General features: G+C 71.6%; 14 protein-coding genes and 1 pseudogene. 8 read left to right on the top strand and 7 right to left on the bottom strand.

What is annotated here, in order from left to right; genetic code table 11:
• Window position 1: 1 nt before the first annotated feature.
• Together ACZ6TU_RS34165 and ACZ6TU_RS34160 are read right to left on the bottom strand one after the other, a co-directional pair.
• On the bottom strand, window positions 2-1,408 hold the full coding sequence (locus tag ACZ6TU_RS34165; protein WP_469552751.1) for a PP2C family protein-serine/threonine phosphatase: 1,407 nt from the start codon (window positions 1,406-1,408) through the stop codon (window positions 2-4).
• 271 nt (window positions 1,409-1,679) lie between these two features.
• Complete coding sequence (locus tag ACZ6TU_RS34160) at window positions 1,680-2,774, bottom strand: baeRF3 domain-containing protein (protein ID WP_467679705.1); 1,095 nt, start codon at window positions 2,772-2,774, stop codon at window positions 1,680-1,682.
• Between the two features lie 300 nt (window positions 2,775-3,074).
• Here ACZ6TU_RS34160 and asnB point away from each other — a divergent pair.
• A pseudogene (asnB, locus tag ACZ6TU_RS34155) lies at window positions 3,075-4,915 on the top strand (asparagine synthase (glutamine-hydrolyzing)).
• A 25-nt stretch (window positions 4,916-4,940) separates the two neighbouring features.
• On the opposite strand, the gene ACZ6TU_RS34150 reads toward asnB, so the two are convergent.
• On the bottom strand, window positions 4,941-6,512 hold the full coding sequence (locus ACZ6TU_RS34150) for an alpha/beta hydrolase (RefSeq protein WP_469552749.1): 1,572 nt from the start codon (window positions 6,510-6,512) through the stop codon (window positions 4,941-4,943).
• 274 nt (window positions 6,513-6,786) lie between these two features.
• On the opposite strand from ACZ6TU_RS34150, the gene ACZ6TU_RS34145 reads away from it, so the two are divergent.
• Window positions 6,787-7,452, top strand: a complete 666-nt coding sequence (locus ACZ6TU_RS34145; protein WP_469552747.1) for a chaplin — start codon at window positions 6,787-6,789, stop codon at window positions 7,450-7,452.
• 421 nt (window positions 7,453-7,873) lie between these two features.
• On the opposite strand, the gene ACZ6TU_RS34140 is transcribed toward ACZ6TU_RS34145, so the two are convergent.
• Together ACZ6TU_RS34140 and ACZ6TU_RS34135 are read right to left on the bottom strand one after the other, a co-directional pair.
• Complete coding sequence (locus ACZ6TU_RS34140) at window positions 7,874-8,632, bottom strand: class I SAM-dependent methyltransferase (protein WP_469552818.1); 759 nt, start codon at window positions 8,630-8,632, stop codon at window positions 7,874-7,876.
• Window positions 8,633-9,157: 525 nt separating this feature from the next.
• Window positions 9,158-9,643, bottom strand: a complete 486-nt coding sequence (locus ACZ6TU_RS34135; RefSeq protein WP_469552745.1) for a nucleoside deaminase — start codon at window positions 9,641-9,643, stop codon at window positions 9,158-9,160.
• 124 nt (window positions 9,644-9,767) lie between these two features.
• Between ACZ6TU_RS34135 and ACZ6TU_RS34130 the strand changes: the two genes are divergently transcribed.
• Window positions 9,768-10,544 carry a GNAT family N-acetyltransferase gene (locus tag ACZ6TU_RS34130; protein WP_467679833.1) on the top strand — a complete coding sequence of 259 codons (777 nt, stop codon included), beginning with the start codon at window positions 9,768-9,770 and terminating at the stop codon, window positions 10,542-10,544.
• A gap of 59 nt (window positions 10,545-10,603) precedes the next feature.
• On the top strand, window positions 10,604-11,527 hold the full coding sequence (locus ACZ6TU_RS34125) for an NAD-dependent epimerase/dehydratase family protein (protein ID WP_469552816.1): 924 nt from the start codon (window positions 10,604-10,606) through the stop codon (window positions 11,525-11,527).
• Between the two features lie 130 nt (window positions 11,528-11,657).
• On the opposite strand, the gene ACZ6TU_RS34120 is transcribed toward ACZ6TU_RS34125, so the two are convergent.
• Together ACZ6TU_RS34120 and ACZ6TU_RS34115 are read right to left on the bottom strand one after the other, a co-directional pair.
• A complete protein-coding gene (locus tag ACZ6TU_RS34120; RefSeq protein ID WP_467679697.1) occupies window positions 11,658-11,921 on the bottom strand; it encodes a GlsB/YeaQ/YmgE family stress response membrane protein in 264 nt (87 codons plus the stop codon).
• Window positions 11,922-12,048: 127 nt separating this feature from the next.
• Window positions 12,049-12,489 carry an SPW repeat protein gene (locus tag ACZ6TU_RS34115; protein WP_467679695.1) on the bottom strand — a complete coding sequence of 147 codons (441 nt, stop codon included), beginning with the start codon at window positions 12,487-12,489 and terminating at the stop codon, window positions 12,049-12,051.
• Between the two features lie 226 nt (window positions 12,490-12,715).
• Between ACZ6TU_RS34115 and ACZ6TU_RS34110 the strand changes: the two genes are divergently transcribed.
• From ACZ6TU_RS34110 to ACZ6TU_RS34095, 4 genes are all read left to right on the top strand, one after another.
• Window positions 12,716-12,892 carry a hypothetical protein gene (locus ACZ6TU_RS34110; protein ID WP_467679693.1) on the top strand — a complete coding sequence of 59 codons (177 nt, stop codon included), beginning with the start codon at window positions 12,716-12,718 and terminating at the stop codon, window positions 12,890-12,892.
• 191 nt (window positions 12,893-13,083) lie between these two features.
• Window positions 13,084-13,167, top strand: a complete 84-nt coding sequence (locus ACZ6TU_RS34105; protein WP_350710819.1) for a putative leader peptide — start codon at window positions 13,084-13,086, stop codon at window positions 13,165-13,167.
• Window positions 13,168-13,358: 191 nt separating this feature from the next.
• Entirely contained in the window at window positions 13,359-13,913 is a 555-nt protein-coding gene (gene ssuE, locus ACZ6TU_RS34100) for an NADPH-dependent FMN reductase (RefSeq protein WP_467679691.1), read from the top strand.
• A 49-nt stretch (window positions 13,914-13,962) separates the two neighbouring features.
• Window positions 13,963-15,123, top strand: coding sequence for an LLM class flavin-dependent oxidoreductase (locus tag ACZ6TU_RS34095; RefSeq protein ID WP_467679690.1), 1,161 nt, complete (start codon window positions 13,963-13,965; stop codon window positions 15,121-15,123).
• Window positions 15,124-15,202: the final 79 nt, after the last annotated feature.

Here is a 15,202-nt window from a genome sequence, read left to right as displayed (position 1 = left end):
CCTATGCCGTGACCTTGGCGACGAGCACGCAGGCGTTGTCCGCGCGCTCGCTCTGGCCGAACTCCTGGACCACCGTTCGTACGCAGTCCTGTGCGGTGGAGGTCCCGGTCAGACGCGGCGCCAGGTCGAGGAGGAGGTTCGCGGCCGCAGTTCCCGTGTGCCCGGGTACCAGCCCGTCGGTGTGCAGGAGCAGCAGGTCGCCCACCTCCAGGGTCTCTTCGGCCTGCCCGTAGACGGCGCCCGAGGTGGCGCCGAGCAGGACGCCGTCCGGTGCGCCGAGCACACGACCCGTCCCGTCGCGGAACAGCAGCGGGGCGGGGTGTCCGGCCTGCGCCCACACCAGGGTGCGGGTCGCGGGGCGGTAGCGGCAGCAGACGGCGCTGCCGAGGGCGGGTTGCACGGTGGCGTCGAGTAACTGGTTCAGCCAGGCCATCAGCCGGCCGGGCGGGGCGCCGGCCATGGCCATGCCGCGTACGGCACCGAGGAGCATCGTCATGTTCGACGTGACGCCGACGCCGTGTCCGGTGAGGTCGCCGACGCTGAGGAAGGTCTCGCCGTCGGTCAGTTCGAGCGCGTCGTACCAGTTGCTGCCGATCAGCGTGTTCGTGGACGCCGGCAGGCGCCGGGCCGCGAGGTCGAGGGTCCTGGGGCCCCGGTGCGGGAGCCGCAGGGTGCCGCGCCACTGCGGCAGCACGGCCTCCTGCAACTCGACCGCGAGCCGGTGCTCGGTCTGCGCGTCCTGCCGCCGGTCGGGGAGCGAGTCACGGGTCTCGCTCACCACCCGCTGGCTGCGGCGCAGTTCGCTGACGTCCCGCAGCACGGCCCACATCGAGGCGGTGGTTCCGTCGGTGTCGAGGACCGGTTCGCCCATCATGTGCACGGTCCGTACATCGCCGTCCCGACGCGCGATGCGGAACTCGCCGTCGATGGGCCGGGCGTCGACGAGGCAGTTCGTGACCATCGTGGTCAGCTTCGGCCGGTCCTCGTCGAGCACCAGGGACGGCAGCTCGTCGAGGGTGAGCGGGGGAGTGGCGGGGTCGCGGCCCAGGATCTGGTAGAGCTCCCCGGACCAGCTGGCCTCGTCCGTCAGCAGGTTCCACTCGGCGCTGCCGACCCGGCTGAGCAGTGAGCCGGGTGCGGGCGCGGCGGGTTCCGGCGCCGCCGTGGGCAGGGGCCCGTCCCGCAGCTGGGCCAAGTGCTCGTCGAGGTCGTTGAGCTGGTGCAGGGCCAGGTCGTACAGGGCACGCTGCCAGCGTCCTGCGGCGTGGTCCGATCCGTCCTCCTCGGCGTCGCGCCGTACGGCGTCCACGTCGCCCTTGAGCCGTCGCGTCTGCGAGATCAGCGCGTCGACCGAGCCGCGTCCGGGCGGCTGGGCGGCTGGGCGGTCCGCGGAGAGGTGGGACGGCATGACGCACTCCGATGCGGGGACGGTTCGACCAAGGCGGACGGAGGGACCGTTACGACTGTTGCACAGCCCGCGACGGCCTGTAAGGGATTTCGCAGCACACGATACGGTGGTGCTTCTGGCATATGCCACAGTCTCACGGAGTTACTCCGAGGTAGGTGCGGAGCAGGTCCTCCGGAGGATCAAGTCGTAGATTACACAGGGAGTTTGACGGTCCGTCGGGAAGGTGGCGCCCGGTTGCCGCGAGTGTTCGACGGTCCTGTGTTCGAGTGCTTCAGTACCGCAGAACGCCGGCGATGCCGTCCGCCTCGCCGAGTGTGCCGTCCGGTACGAAGCGGACGTCGGCTCCGGTCTCCAGGCACTGCTCGACGATCTCGTCCACGATGTCCTCGCGGCCCTCGAGCTCGCCGCTCTCGGCGAGGATCAGATGGTCCCCGGCGTCGCGGACCGTCACCCGGTAGTTCTCCTCGACGGCCAGCAGCCGGACGCGGCCGTCCCGGGCGCTCTGCCAGAGCTCGTCGACACCGGCGGCGAACTCCCGTCGTCCGCGGGCGGTTTCGAGGGCGCGGGTCACGGCGTCCGTGTTCCTGCGGGCCTCCGTCTCGATCACCGGCCGAATGGCCTGCCACACGGACTCGGGCGTGCCGTGCGCGAGGCCGCCGTGCGGGACGTGCATCGCCCCCTTGGTGGCGCTGCCGACCTCGTCCAGCAGGGCGAGGGCGGCCGGCGGGCCGGTGACGTACAGCGGTCGCGGGTGCTCGCGCAGGACGGTGTTCATCGCGGTGTCGGCCTCGCGCAGGAACTGGCGGGTGCGCTCCTCCCGGAAGGCGCTCGGCAGGTCGCCGACCCGCTGCTGCCGTTCCGGGTCGAAGTTCTCCACACGGCGGGTCAGCGGGAAGCCGTCGGCCCGTTCCTCGACGACGCGGTCGATGCCGCCGTTCCACAGGGTCGCGCGGTCGGCGGAGAGCGACAGCACCCAGAAAGGCCGCTCCGCCGTCTGAGCGGAGACGAGGTTGCGGGTGAGGAAGGTGTCCGAGAGCACCACGCGTTCGGGTACGGACCGGGCGAGCGACCACACCCGGTGCTCGCCGGAAGCGGCGAAGATCGCCAGGCCGTCCTCGGCGTGCGTCAGGTCGACCTCGGACAGGGCCTGGTCGAGGTGCCGGGCGACCTCGGTCCGTCGTTCGCGGCTGACCGCCGGATCGGCCTCCAGCTGCCGCTTGGCCTCGGCCACCGCATTGCGCAGCCGGACCTGGTCCTGGGGCTTGTGGGGGTCGCGCCGGTGGGTCGGCGTCAGCACGGAGACCGCGGGGTAGGGGCGCGGGCGCCGCAGCTCGGCAAGGGTCGCGGGACTCAGAACGTGCTCCATGACAGCACGATAGAACCGATTCACCATTGGGGCATTCGGGGCAACCGGCCCGCCGGTTCGGGGGAGCGGGGGCATGGCCGTGTCATCCCGGAAGTTTGGGAAGTTTTTGCCGCCGGCCGATTTCCGACGGATGTCGCCCCGTCAGGGAGCGGATCCCCGGATATTGCGCATGCAAAGTCCGGCTGGAACCGAGGGGGTGGTGGGTCGCGCTCACGTTACGGGTGAGTTGACGGACGCCGACCGCTGTCACACGCTCGAAATCTAGATGGCTAATACAATTGATTTGCGGAAGGTACGCGTATGTGCGGCGTCACCGGCTGGGTCTCCTTCGACCGCGACCTGAGTGCCGAGGCAGCGACCCTGGACGCGATGACCGAGACGATGGCCTGCCGCGGCCCGGACGAACGCGGCGTCTGGGCCGAGGGGCCCGCCGGTCTCGGACACCGCAGGCTCGCGATCATCGACCTGCCCGGCGGCCGCCAGCCCATGACCGCCGCCACCCCGCACGGCACCGTCGCCCTCGTCCACTCGGGCGAGGCCTACAACTTCACCGAACTGCGCGGCGAGCTCACCGCCCGCGGCCACCGCTTCACCACCGACTCCGACATCGAGGTCGTCCTGCGCGGCTACCTCGAATGGGGCGACGCCGTCGTCGAGCGCCTGAACGGCATGTACGCCTTCGCCGTCTGGGACGGCCGCACCGACCGGCTCCTGCTGATCCGCGACCGCATGGGCATCAAGCCCCTCTACTACCACCCCACTCCCGACGGCGTCCTGTTCGGGTCCGAGCCGAAGGCGATCCTCGCCAACCCGCTGGCCCGCCGGCGCGTCGGCCTCGACGGCCTGCGTGAGCTGTTCACCATGGTCAAGACACCGGGGCACGCCGTGTGGGGGGCATGCGCGAGGTCGAGCCCGGCACCGTCGTCACCGTCGACCGCACCGGCGTGCGCCACCGCGTCTACTGGGAGCTCCGGACGCGGCCCCACACCGACGACCGTGACACCACCATCGCCACCGTCCGCTCGCTCCTCGACGACATCGTGCGCCGCCAGCTCGTCGCCGACGTGCCCCGCTGCACCCTGCTCTCCGGCGGCCTCGACTCCTCCGCCATGACGGCGCTCGCGGCCCGGCAGCTCGCCACACACGGCGAGCAGGTCCGCAGCTTCGCCGTCGACTTCGCGGGTCAGGCCGACAACTTCGTCGCCGACGACCTGCGCGCCACCCCCGACACCCCCTTCGTGCACGACGTGGCCCGGGACGCCGGCACCGATCACCAGGACATCGTGCTGGACGCGGACGCCCTCGCCGACCCCGGCGTACGCGAGAAGGTGATCAGGGCCCGTGTCCTGCCGGCCGGTCTCGGCGACATGGACGCCTCGCTCTGCCTGCTCTTCCGGGCCATCCGTGAACGGTCCACGGTCGCCCTGTCCGGTGAGTCCGCCGACGAGGTCTTCGGCGGCTACCAGCAGTTCTTCGACGAGGAGGCCCGCCAGGCCGACACCTTCCCCTGGCTGGTGCGCCTCGGCCGGCACTTCGGCGACGACGCCGACGTCCTGCGCCCGGAGCTGGTCAAGGCACTGGACCTGGAGTCGTACGTCGCCGACAGCTACCGCTCCGCCGTCGCCGGTGTCCAGCGCCTCGACGGCGAGAGCGACTTCGAGTTCCGGATGCGGCGGATCAGCCACCTCCACCTGACCCGGTTCGTGCGGATCCTGCTCGACCGCAAGGACCGCGCCAGCATGGCCGTCGGCCTGGAGGTCCGGGTGCCGTTCTGCGACCACCGGCTCGTCGAGTACGTCTACAACGCGCCCTGGGCGCTGAAGTCCTTCGACGGCCGGGAGAAGAGCCTGCTCAGGGAGGCGACCGCGGACCTGATCCCCCGGTCCGTGTACGACAGGGTCAAGAGCCCCTACCCGTCCACCCAGGACCCGAAGTACGCGGTGGCCCTCCGGCACCAGGCGAAGGACCTCCTGGCACGGCCGGACCACCCGGTCTTCGACCTCGTCGACCGCGAACGGCTCCGGCAGGCCGCACACCGCGACACGCCCGTGAGCAGCCAGGCCGCGCGGCGGGGCCTGGAGCGGACCCTCGACCTGGCGATGTGGCTGGACCTCTACGCACCCGAGGTCTCACTCGGCTGACAGAGGGGTCCGTGGCCGCAACGGCTCACTCGGTGTCGTGGTCGGAGCCGCAGGAACTGCCGTCCGGCGGGAGAGTGCCGTACAGCAGGAACGCGTCGACCTTGCGGTGCACGCACTTGGAGGAGCCGTAGCCGGTGTGGCCCTCGCCCCGGTTGTCGAGCACCACGGCTGACGAACCGAGCCGCTCGGCCGTCTCCACCGTCCAGCGGTACGGCGTGGCCGGGTCGCCCCGGGTGCCGACGAGCAGCATCCTCGGCGTGTCGAGGTCCTTGACCTCGTCACGGATGAAATCGGTGCCCTTGGGGCGGCCGTAGCACATCAGCACCTGGGTGAGCCGGTACCGGCCGAAGACCGGCGACGCCCGCTCGTACCGGGCGCGCAGCCGGCCGAGGTCCCTGCCGACCTGCTCGGCGGCGGGGCGGTCGGGATCGTCCGCGCAGTTGACCGCCATCAGCGCCGCCGACAGGTTGTCCAGGGGCACGTCCTCCGGGTCGACGAGCCCGCCGTGGGCCGCCCGCCACGGGGGGAGGGTGACGCCCCCGGACGCGAAGGCCTCCAGGCGGCTGGAGTCGCCGTCCTCGAGCAGCTGCGCGATCGCCCGCTGGAGCGAGGGCCACAGCTCCCTGCTGTACAGCCCCTGCGCGAGGGCGCCCGCGAAGTCCTGGCCGGAGAACGCCTCGCCGAAGTCGGTCGGCACCGGGTCCTCGTCGAGCGACTCGACCACCTGGACCACGTGCTCCCTGGCCTCCCGCGGGTTCTGTCCGAAGGGGCAGGCGATGTCCGCGGTGCACCAGGTGAGGAAGTTCTCCAGCGCGGCCTGCTGCCCCTGTGCGCTCGCCACACCCTGCTCGGACAGCGGTTCGGTGAGTGTGTCGACACCGTCCAGCACCATCCTGCCGACCTTGTCGGGGAACTGGGCCGCGTACACCGCGCCGAGCCTGCTGCCGTAGGAGAAGCCCAGGTAGTTGAGCTTGCCGTCGCCGAGCGCGTCGCGCATGACGTCCAGGTCGCGGGCGGCGTTCACCGTGCCGATGTGGGGCAGGACGGGGCCGGAGTGCTCGGTGCACTCGGTCGCCGCGTGACGCAGCTTTTCGAGCACGGCCTGGGGATCGGCCACGGCGGCGTCACCGCCCGTCGAGTCCAGTGCGCCGTCCGAGGCGTTGCCGCAGCTGACCGGCGAGGAGCGGCCGACGCCCCGGGGATCGAAGCCGACCACGTCGTAGCCGTTCGTCAGGCCCATGAAGTCCTTGCCGGCCATGGCGAGTTGGCCCACGCCCTGACCGCCCGGGCCGCCGAAGTTCAGCAGCAGCGAGCCCCGGGACTTGCCCGTGGCCCGGTAGCGGGCCAGGGCGAGATCGAGCGTCCCCTTCCCGGGTTCGGCGTAGTCGAGGGGGACGGTCACCTTGCCGCACTGGAGGCCCTTCGGTATGTCCTCGCCCTCGCATGCCGACCACTTGACCTTCTGGTCGTAGAAGCGCGCCAGGCCGGGCTCGGGGCCGTCCGCGGCCGGCAGCCCCCCACCCAGCAGGGCCAGCCCGGCCGCACAGGGGACCGCGCAGCGCCTCACCGAGGGGCGCGTGGACAGCTTGGCCAGCATCGATGCCTCCAGGGGGCGCCCCGCAGCGGACCGGGGACCGGCGCCCTCGCTCACCATAAGCGGGCACCGGAAGCCGCGCCTCCGGACGAGCGGGCGGGGGCGGAGTGTCCTACCCTGCACGGCCGCGTCGCGCATGCGAAGGGCTTTACCGCTAGTTCGACAACCAGGCCGCTCGATGGAGTGAAAGGCAGATAAGCCATAACTCGGTTCGGCTGTGCGCGTTTTATCTCGTGCGGGTGAGTGCCCGCGACGATGTCTGGAAGGCAGGGAACCTATGAAACGGGTGACCCGAAACGGTGTGATCGCCGTCGCCGCCGCCTCTGGCGCGATGGCCCTGACCGTCCCCGCGTACGCCCAATCCGGGGCGGACGGCTCGGCGGCCGGTTCGCCCGGGGTGGTCTCCGGCAACACCGTTCAGGTGCCGGTGCACGTCCCGGTGAACGTGTGCGGGAACACCGTGAACGTGGTGGGGCTCCTCAATCCCGCCGCGGGCAACAGCTGCGCGAACCAGGACGACGCGCGGGCAGGCCGGTCCGGCAAGCCCGGCGGCGCGGTCGCCGAAGGCAGCGGAAAGGATTCACCGGGCGTGGTCTCCGGCAACGTCGTGCACCTGCCCGTCGACCTGCCGGTCAATGTCACCGGCAACACCGTGAACGTGGTCGGTATCGGCAACGCGTCGACCGGCAACGAGTCCTCCAACACCCCGGGCGACCGCCCGGTCCGCCCCCACCACCCACCCAAGCCGGTCCCGAAGCCGTCCACCCCACCCCGGCCTCACCTCGCCCCCGAACCGGCGGCCCCCCACACCGCCCCACATGCCACCGGCGCCTTGGCCCACACAGGCACGGACCACACCCTTCAGGCCGTCGCGGCGAGCGCGGCACTGGTGGCCGGAGGAGTCGTCCTGCGCCGGCGGTTCCGCCCGGGGACGGACGACTGAACGGACGGCTTGCGACGTTCCGCTGCGCGGCCGGGAGCCGGCTCGCCGTGTTCATCGGCCGCGTCGGGGGAGGCGGCCACGGCAGGGCAGACGGCCCTGCCGCCGGGGTTCCGGAGGGCCCGCCGCCGAGGTTCTGCCGCCCGGGTGCCGAAGGGTGGAGCCCTCGCGGCTCCACCTGACGGACACTCCACGGTGCCCGTGCCGCTGCTGATGCAGCGGAGCCCCGGCGTCCCACAGGGCGGCGGCCACGTGACACCGCTCTCGGGCCCGGGAGCCGCGCCCTCCCCGCGGCCGCGCAGGGCGGCGTCGTCGGCGCAGCGCGGTCGTCCGCTCCGCGCATGGCCATGGCCGACGGCGAAACGCCGCCCGCCCGGACCGCAGCCGCAGCCGCCGCAGGCCCCGGTCGGTTGCCGGTGGGCCGTCAGTGGCGGCCGGACCGGTGTCCTCGAACCGCCTCCGCCACCCCCGTCAGCAGCACCATCCCGGAATCACCGTAGTCCGGCAGCGTCGGGTCCGTGTCGATGTGGGTGACGTCCAGGTCGCGGGTCAGGGGCGTGAAGACCTCGGTCACGGTTGCCGGGCTGACCGGGCAGCCGGGCCAGCGGGAGGCCGGGCCGATGCTGTGCGTCGGCATGTTCTCCATGAACGCGGCGACCAGGTGGCCGCCCGGCTCGACGGTGCGGACGAAGGTGCGGCAGAAGTCGGCGAACTCGGCGAAGTCCTCCGTCGCGCCCTCGGCGACGAAGTGCATGGAGGCGAGTTCGTACGAGCCGGGTGGCAGGGTCCGGACATCGGCGTGGACGACGTTCACCGGCGCCAGCGCCCCGGCCAGGGTCGCCGGCACGTCGGGGTTGAGCCGCCGGCACAGCGAGTGGAAGGGGAACCAGCTAGCGTCGAGGCGGTGGCAGATCTGCTCCTGGAGGTAGGCGACGTTGCCCGCGCCCGCCTCCACGGCGTCGATCCTGCGGCTCGCGCCGGACGCGAGGATCAGCGGGAAGAGGTTGGGACCCGCCCCGAACTCCACCGAGCGGGCGATGGCGCCGCGCGGGAAGCGGCGGTAGAACGCGCTGTGGTGGGCGATGACCGCCACGTCCGAGGGATGCACCTCCCGGTAGTTCTCCCGGAGGTAGTCGGCGACCGGCCAGCGGTCCCAGTCCACGTCGTCGTTGTGCGTCGTCATGGCCGTCCAGCCCTTCAGTCGCAGCGGGAAGCGATCGGACAGCCGGGTCAGGGTCCCGCTCAGGCGGTCGATGTCGTCCTCGGAGCTGAGCGGTCGCGGGGCATGAGCGGACAGGCGGCGTGCGTCGGCGACCGCGTCCAGGCCGGCGGGGTTCGCCGGCGGAACCTCGACGATGGGCAGCCGGTCCGTGTCGAGGATGCTCACCTCCAGGCCGTCCAGGTGATCGAGCACCCGGACCGTCCACGGCGACGACGCCGGCGAGCCCGATGACGGCCCACCGGGCGGGAGCCGCCGCCAGGAGGGTCATGCTCACGGCTGTGGCGAGCGTGACGAGGGGGATGCGGGCGGCCATCAGCCGGCGTGCTGACAGCAAGGACATGCGCCTCCCCCCGTCGGGGAGACCGAGGCATACGCCTGGTCCGTTGAATTCGATCGTACGTTCGCCCACGCGGCCCCGCATCTCGGGCGGCCGACCCCGTCAGGCCCCGGGGACAGGGCCTGACGGGCGGGGATCGGCCGGGTGCCTCACACGCGTCCCCGATGGAACCGCACGTGCAACTCCCTCACCTTTTCCGTCAGTTCGGGCACCGGGCCGTCCACGACCACACCCGGTGCGACCTCCTGGACGGGGAGTGTCCGCACGGGCGGCGCGGGGACCCCCAACTCGCTCAGCCAGGATGCTAATTGTTCGGACGAGGTGACGTAGACGATGCGCCCGAGACCGACCCAGGCGTGCGCTGCCGCGCACATCGGGCAGTGCTCACCGGAGGTGTAGACCGTGGCCGCGGCCCGCTCCTCGGGCGTGAGACGGGCCGCCGACCAGCGCGCCAGCTCGAACTCGGGGTGCCGCGTGCGATCGCCCGAGGCCACCCGGTTGTGGTCCTCGCCGAGGACCGTGCCGTCCCCGCCGACCAGGACCGAACCGAACGGCTCGTCCCCGGCCTCGAGCGCCTCGGCCGCGAGCTCCACGCAGCGGCGCAGGTACGGCAGTTCCTTGTCTTTCACGACCATGGTGCCGGGCCCTTCCTGGTGATGACGTGATCGACAGGACTGTACGGCCGCCGGGGCGCACGTCCGCACCGGAAAACGCGTTGCACGGCTCCCTGGCGCATGCTGAGGTGTGCCCATGGCTCATCTGGATCACACCGCGCTGCTCGCCCTGTTCGACCGTGAGCTGCGTGAGGGGGCGCGGCCGGACGGCCCTGGCGACCGCGTCGAGCGGACCGGCGAGGTGGTGCGCCAGGTCGCCACCGCGCAGGGCTGGAACGGCGTCCTGTGGTCCGCCCTCGACGAGGCGGCGGCGGACGCGGCGATCGCCGAGCAGATCGCCCACTACACCGGGCTCGGCCTGGACTTCGAGTGGAAGCTGTACGGACACGACCGGCCGGCGGATCTCGGACAGCGGCTGCGTGCGGCCGGGTTCAGCCCCGAGCCCGAGGAGACACTGATGATCGGCGAGATCGGCGAGCTGGTTCTCGACGCCGAACCGCCGCCGGGCGTCCGCGTAGAGCCGGTCACCGACCCGACGGGCGTGGACCTCGTGGCCGACGTCCACGAGAAGGCGTTCGGCGCGGACAGCTCCTGGCTGCGCGACCAGCTCCTCGCCCGGCTCTCCGCCGACCCGGACACCGTCGTCGCCGTCGTGGCGATGGCCGGCGACGAGGCGGTGAGTGCGGCCCGCATGGAACTCGTGCCCGGCACGCGGTTCGCCGGCCTGTGGGGCGGCGGCACCGTCGAGAGCTGGCGCGGCCGCGGCATCTACCGCGCCCTGGTGGCCCACCGCGCCCACGAGGCCGCGGCACGCGGCTACCGCTACCTCCAGGTCGACGCCGCCAGCCAGAGCCGACCCATCCTGGAACGCCTGGGCTTCACACCCCTTACCACTACAACGCCGTACGTGTACGCGCCGTAGCCGGCCGGCAGTCCCCACCCGGATGTCACATCCACGCCCGTCCTATCCGTCGCATGGTCATGACGACGATCCACAAGAACCAGAGCATCCTCCTCGCCGGCGCGAGCGGCGTCCTCGGCCGGCACGTCACCCGCGCCCTGAGCCAGGCGGGCCACAAGGTGACCGGACTCGGGCGGAGCCCCGACAACGGCATCCGCGCCGACCTCATGGACCGCGACGCGCTGCTGCGCGCCGTCGACGGGCTCCGCTTCGACACCGTGATCCACGCCGCGACCGCCCTGCGCAAGCCGCCCATGCGTGACCGCGACATGTTCGCCACCGACGCGCTGCGCACCGAGGGCACGGCCCACCTCGTCGAAGCCGCCCGCGTCACCGGTGCCCGCCGCTTCGTCGTGGAGTCGATGGTCTTCGGCTACGGCTACGGGGACCACGGCGACCGCCCGGTCACCGAGGGCGACCCCTTCGGCCCGCGCGGCAGGACCCCGCAGCTGGAGCGGCACATCGCGGCCATGCGGACCAAGGAGCGGCTCGCCTTCGAGACCGAGGCGCTGGAGGGCATCGCGCTCCGCTTCGGCCTGTTCTACGGCCCCGGCGGCACTGACGCCCTGCTGCCCCTGCTGCGCAGGCGGCAACTGCCCATGCCCGCCGACCGCGGCCGGGTGCTGCCGTGGGTGGAGCTCACCGACGCGGCCCGCGCGGTTGTCGCCGCCGTGCAACGCGGCCGGCCGGGGCAGGCGTACAACATCGCCGACCGCACCCCGCTCGGCTTCCGCGCCCACCTCGAGAGTGTGGCCGGGGCGTTCGGGCTGACGAAGCCGATGCCCGTACCGCTGTGGCTGATGAAGCCCATGTCGTACGCGCACACGGTGATGTCGTCGCGGCTGGCGGTGTCCTGCGCCAAGGCGGAACGCGAGCTGGGCTGGACGCCGCTGTACCCGTCCAGCCGTGAGGGGCTCGCCGCGATGCGGTCGGCGGGCCGCTGATGCCGGGAGACACACGGCTCCGGCATGCCGGGCCGCCGGGCCACGGCACGCCGGGTGTCTCCTTGCGTCGCGCACGTGCTGTTGCCACGCCGTGCTGTCGCTGTCGTGACGCCGTCGCTGTCCTACGCGGTCAGCGGCGTGCCTTCGAGCGGTCCAGTGCGGCGACGCCGAGAGCGGCGAGGCCGATCTGGATGAGCCACTCGACCCAGTCGACGCCGTTGGTGTCGGCGACGCCGAGCGCGGCGGCGACCGCGGATCCGATCAACGCGGCGATGACGCCGACGAGGATCGTCCACAGGATTCCGATCCGCTGACGGCCCGGGACCACGAGCCGGCCCAGGACGCCGATGACGATGCCGATGACGATGGCACTGATGATGCCGTCGATCTCCATCTCCGCCCCTTCTCCTCAGGACCCCCCGCTGTGGTGCATGTGCCCCCTGACGGCCGGGACACTCCGGTGCGGACATGAAGAGGCCGGTCCGGGGCGCGGACCGGCCTTCGGATTTCTTCCGGTGGGCCTAGGACCTCGTAGAGGCTTTCGCCGCCGTGCCGGCGCACACCAGACCCAGAACCACGGCCAGTGCACCGATGATGATGTTGTTCCACACGACGCCGGCGTCCGGGCTTTCGCCGACGACCCACGGCGAGATGATCATCCATACCCCGAGTGCGCACATGGCCCAGCTCAGGCCGTACATACGCTCCGGAGCGCGAGTGAACCCGAGCGCCAGCAGACCGATCGCGATGCCCATGATCAGGTTGTGTGTCACGAGCGGCGGCTGGCTGGTCGTGTAGTGGACTATCCACGGGGAGGCCGCGCAGTACAGACCGAGCAGGAACACCGGTCCGTCCACGAGCGCCACATCGCGACCACCGAGCACACGGGCGTACCGATCCCGCATCTCGGAGGCATCAGGGTGGCTGGTTATGTCACCTCTGGCGGGTGAGACGTTGGCCATGACTCGTCTCCTTCGTCTTGCAGGGCGACCGCGTCTGGTGGGGGGTGCGGTAAGCGCCGCGTAAGTTCATTCTGCTCTTATTTTTCCTTTATGTGTAGTGGCTGGTAGAGGCGTGAACTCCTACCGGGCGGTACATGACCAGGCGGATCCGGGGCAACCGGATGTGTACGACAGTGACCGATCGTCGTCGCCGGGAGGCGGCGCGGGACAGGGGAGGGCAGCGGACGTGTCTGCGGCCATCGACGCGAAGGTGTTGGAGCGGTTCCCGGCGGGAGCTCCGCGCGGATCATGGCCGGCGGAGGAGTACGCGGCGCGCTGCCGCGCCGAGGGCGAGCCGGCCACCGTCGTGATGGACCTGGAGTCGGACGCCTTCCTCGTGGTGGTTCCGTCGGACGACGACTGAGTCGACGTGGTTCCGTCGGACGACGACTGAGTCGACCGAATGGCGTCGACGACTGGAATCCCTGGTCCTGAAATCCACGGTCCTGAAATCCACGGTCCCGATATCCGTGGTTCCGAAATCCATGGTCCGGTATACGAGATGAGCCGCGATCTCCTTGACGGCCGTCGTCTCCCGCTGCCACGATCCACGGCATGACCATGCGACTGGACCTCACGCGGCGACGCCACGTCGACCTCGCACGCGTCTCCAGCGCTTCCTGTCGCGCCGCAGCCTGAGTCTCCCGGCTCGCCGCTTCTCCCCACCACCGCATTCGCCGTCGGCTGACCACCGTCGCGCCGACGGCACGTCGTGCGCGGTGCATTTCCCTCACGCCTGAATTCGGTGGTCCGTCATGCCCGTTGAATGCGGGCGTCCCCGAATTCGGCGCTGCCACGCGCAGTCGCGCCTTCTCCCGGAAAGAGACCCCATGGCCACCGTCCTGTCCGTCTCCGGCAGCCCCTCCGCCTCGTCCCGCACCAGCCGACTGCTGCGCCACCTGGATGAGCGGCTGGCCGCACAGGGCCATGACGTGATCCCGCTCGACGTCCGCACCATCCCCGCCGAGGCCCTGCTCGGCGCGGACTTCCGGCACCCCGCGATCGTCGAGGCCCACGACCTGTTCGCACGCGCCGACGGTGTCGTCGTCGGCACCCCCGTCTACAAGGCGTCCTACTCCGGTGTCCTCAAAGCGCTGCTGGACCTGCTCCCGCAGTACGCGCTCACCGGCAAGACAGTGCTGCCGCTCGCCACCGGCGGCAGCATCGCCCATGTCCTGGCCATCGACTACGCCTTGCGTCCGGTGCTGACCTCCATGGGCGCGGCCCACACGGTGCAGGGCTGGTTCACCCTCGACAAGGACATCACCGTGCACGACGACGGGTCCCTGACCGTCGCGCCGGCCGCCGCCGACGCGCTCACCCAGGTGGTCGACCAGTTCGCCGCGGCGGTCGGTCGCACCCCGCTGCTGGCCGTGGCGGGCTGACACCCGTCAACCGCCCCACGGACGTTCCACATCGATCGGAGATACCCCCGTGTCCCTCACCTTCCACTGGTTCCTGCCCACCAACGGCGACAGCCGCCATGTCGTCGGCGGCGGCCACGGCACCCCGGCCACCGCATCCGGCCGAGACCGGCCGCCGACGGTCGCCTACCTGAGCCAGATCGCACGCGCCGCCGAGCAAGTGGGCTTCGCCGGGGCCCTCACGCCCACCGGCGCCTGGTGCGAGGACGCGTGGCTCACCACCGCGATGGTCAGCCAGCACACCGAACGCCTGAAGTTCCTCGTCGCCTTCCGGCCCGGACTGATCTCGCCCACCCTCGCCGCGCAGATGGCTTCGACCTACCAGCGGCAGACCGGCGGACGGCTGCTGCTCAACGTCGTCACCGGCGGCGAGAACCAGGAACAGCGCGCCTTCGGCGACTTCCTCGACAAGGACAGCCGGTACCGCCGGACCGGGGAATTCCTGCACGTCGTAAGGGAGTTGTGGCAGGGCGGGGCTGTCGACCTGCACGGTGAGCACGTCCGGGTGCAGGACGCGACGCTCGCCCGCGTGCCCGACCCCGTACCCCAGGTGTACTTCGGTGGCTCCTCGCCCATCGCCGGTGAGATCGCCGCCCGGTACGCCGACGTCTATCTCACCTGGGGCGAGCCGCCCGCCCAGGTCGCCGAGAAGCTCGACCGGATCCGCACGCTGGCAGCCGCCGAGGGCCGCACCCTGCGTTTCGGTATCCGGCTGCACGTCATCACCCGCGACACCGCCGAGCAGGCCTGGGCCGAGGCGAACCGGCTGCTGGACGGGTTCGACCCGGAGACCGTGGCGTCGGTGCAGGCGGGGCTCGCCCGCAGCGAGTCCGAGGGCCAGCGGCGCATGCTCGCCCTGCACGGCGGCCGGCGCGACCGCCTGGAGATCCACCCCAACCTGTGGGCCGGCGTCGGCCTGGTGCGCGGTGGCGCGGGCACCGCCCTGGTCGGCAGCCACGACGAGGTCGCCGAGCGCATCAAGGAGTACCACGCCCTCGGTATCGACGAGTTCGTCCTCTCCGGCTACCCCCACCTGGAGGAGGCGTACTGGTTCGGCGAGGGTGTGCTGCCGCGCCTCGCCGCACAAGGACTGTGGCGGCACCCCTCGGTCGAGGAGGACGCACCCGCCGCGCCCGCCGAACCCGCCGTGCTCGCGCCGTTCGCGAGCTAGGACCTCGGCCTCCCGCCCCCAACGATCAACCCGTGAGCCCGCGTTGGGCGTCATCCACACCGAGGGGCAAGTTCTGCCC

Source organism: Streptomyces sp. NPDC052064, from assembly GCF_055585925.1.
The sequence above is the reverse complement of the archived record's forward strand: the minus strand, read 5'-3'. Positions and strand labels throughout refer to the sequence as shown.

What these genes read in the sequence shown, in the direction of transcription:
- ACZ6TU_RS34160 (WP_467679705.1), bottom strand. Translation starts at nt 2,774, where the DNA reads ATGGAGCACGTTCTGAGTCCCGCGACCCTTGCCGAGCTGCGGCGCCCG.
- ssuE (WP_467679691.1), top strand. Translation starts at nt 13,359, where the DNA reads ATGGCCACCGTCCTGTCCGTCTCCGGCAGCCCCTCCGCCTCGTCCCGC.
- ACZ6TU_RS34150 (WP_469552749.1), bottom strand. Translation starts at nt 6,512, where the DNA reads ATGCTGGCCAAGCTGTCCACGCGCCCCTCGGTGAGGCGCTGCGCGGTC.
- ACZ6TU_RS34135 (WP_469552745.1), bottom strand. Translation starts at nt 9,643, where the DNA reads ATGGTCGTGAAAGACAAGGAACTGCCGTACCTGCGCCGCTGCGTGGAG.
- ACZ6TU_RS34105 (WP_350710819.1), top strand. Translation starts at nt 13,084, where the DNA reads ATGACCATGCGACTGGACCTCACGCGGCGACGCCACGTCGACCTCGCA.
- ACZ6TU_RS34140 (WP_469552818.1), bottom strand. Translation starts at nt 8,632, where the DNA reads ATGACGACGCACAACGACGACGTGGACTGGGACCGCTGGCCGGTCGCC.
- ACZ6TU_RS34115 (WP_467679695.1), bottom strand. Translation starts at nt 12,489, where the DNA reads ATGGCCAACGTCTCACCCGCCAGAGGTGACATAACCAGCCACCCTGAT.
- ACZ6TU_RS34120 (WP_467679697.1), bottom strand. Translation starts at nt 11,921, where the DNA reads ATGGAGATCGACGGCATCATCAGTGCCATCGTCATCGGCATCGTCATC.
- ACZ6TU_RS34125 (WP_469552816.1), top strand. Translation starts at nt 10,604, where the DNA reads ATGACGACGATCCACAAGAACCAGAGCATCCTCCTCGCCGGCGCGAGC.
- ACZ6TU_RS34145 (WP_469552747.1), top strand. Translation starts at nt 6,787, where the DNA reads ATGAAACGGGTGACCCGAAACGGTGTGATCGCCGTCGCCGCCGCCTCT.
- ACZ6TU_RS34165 (WP_469552751.1), bottom strand. Translation starts at nt 1,408, where the DNA reads ATGCCGTCCCACCTCTCCGCGGACCGCCCAGCCGCCCAGCCGCCCGGA.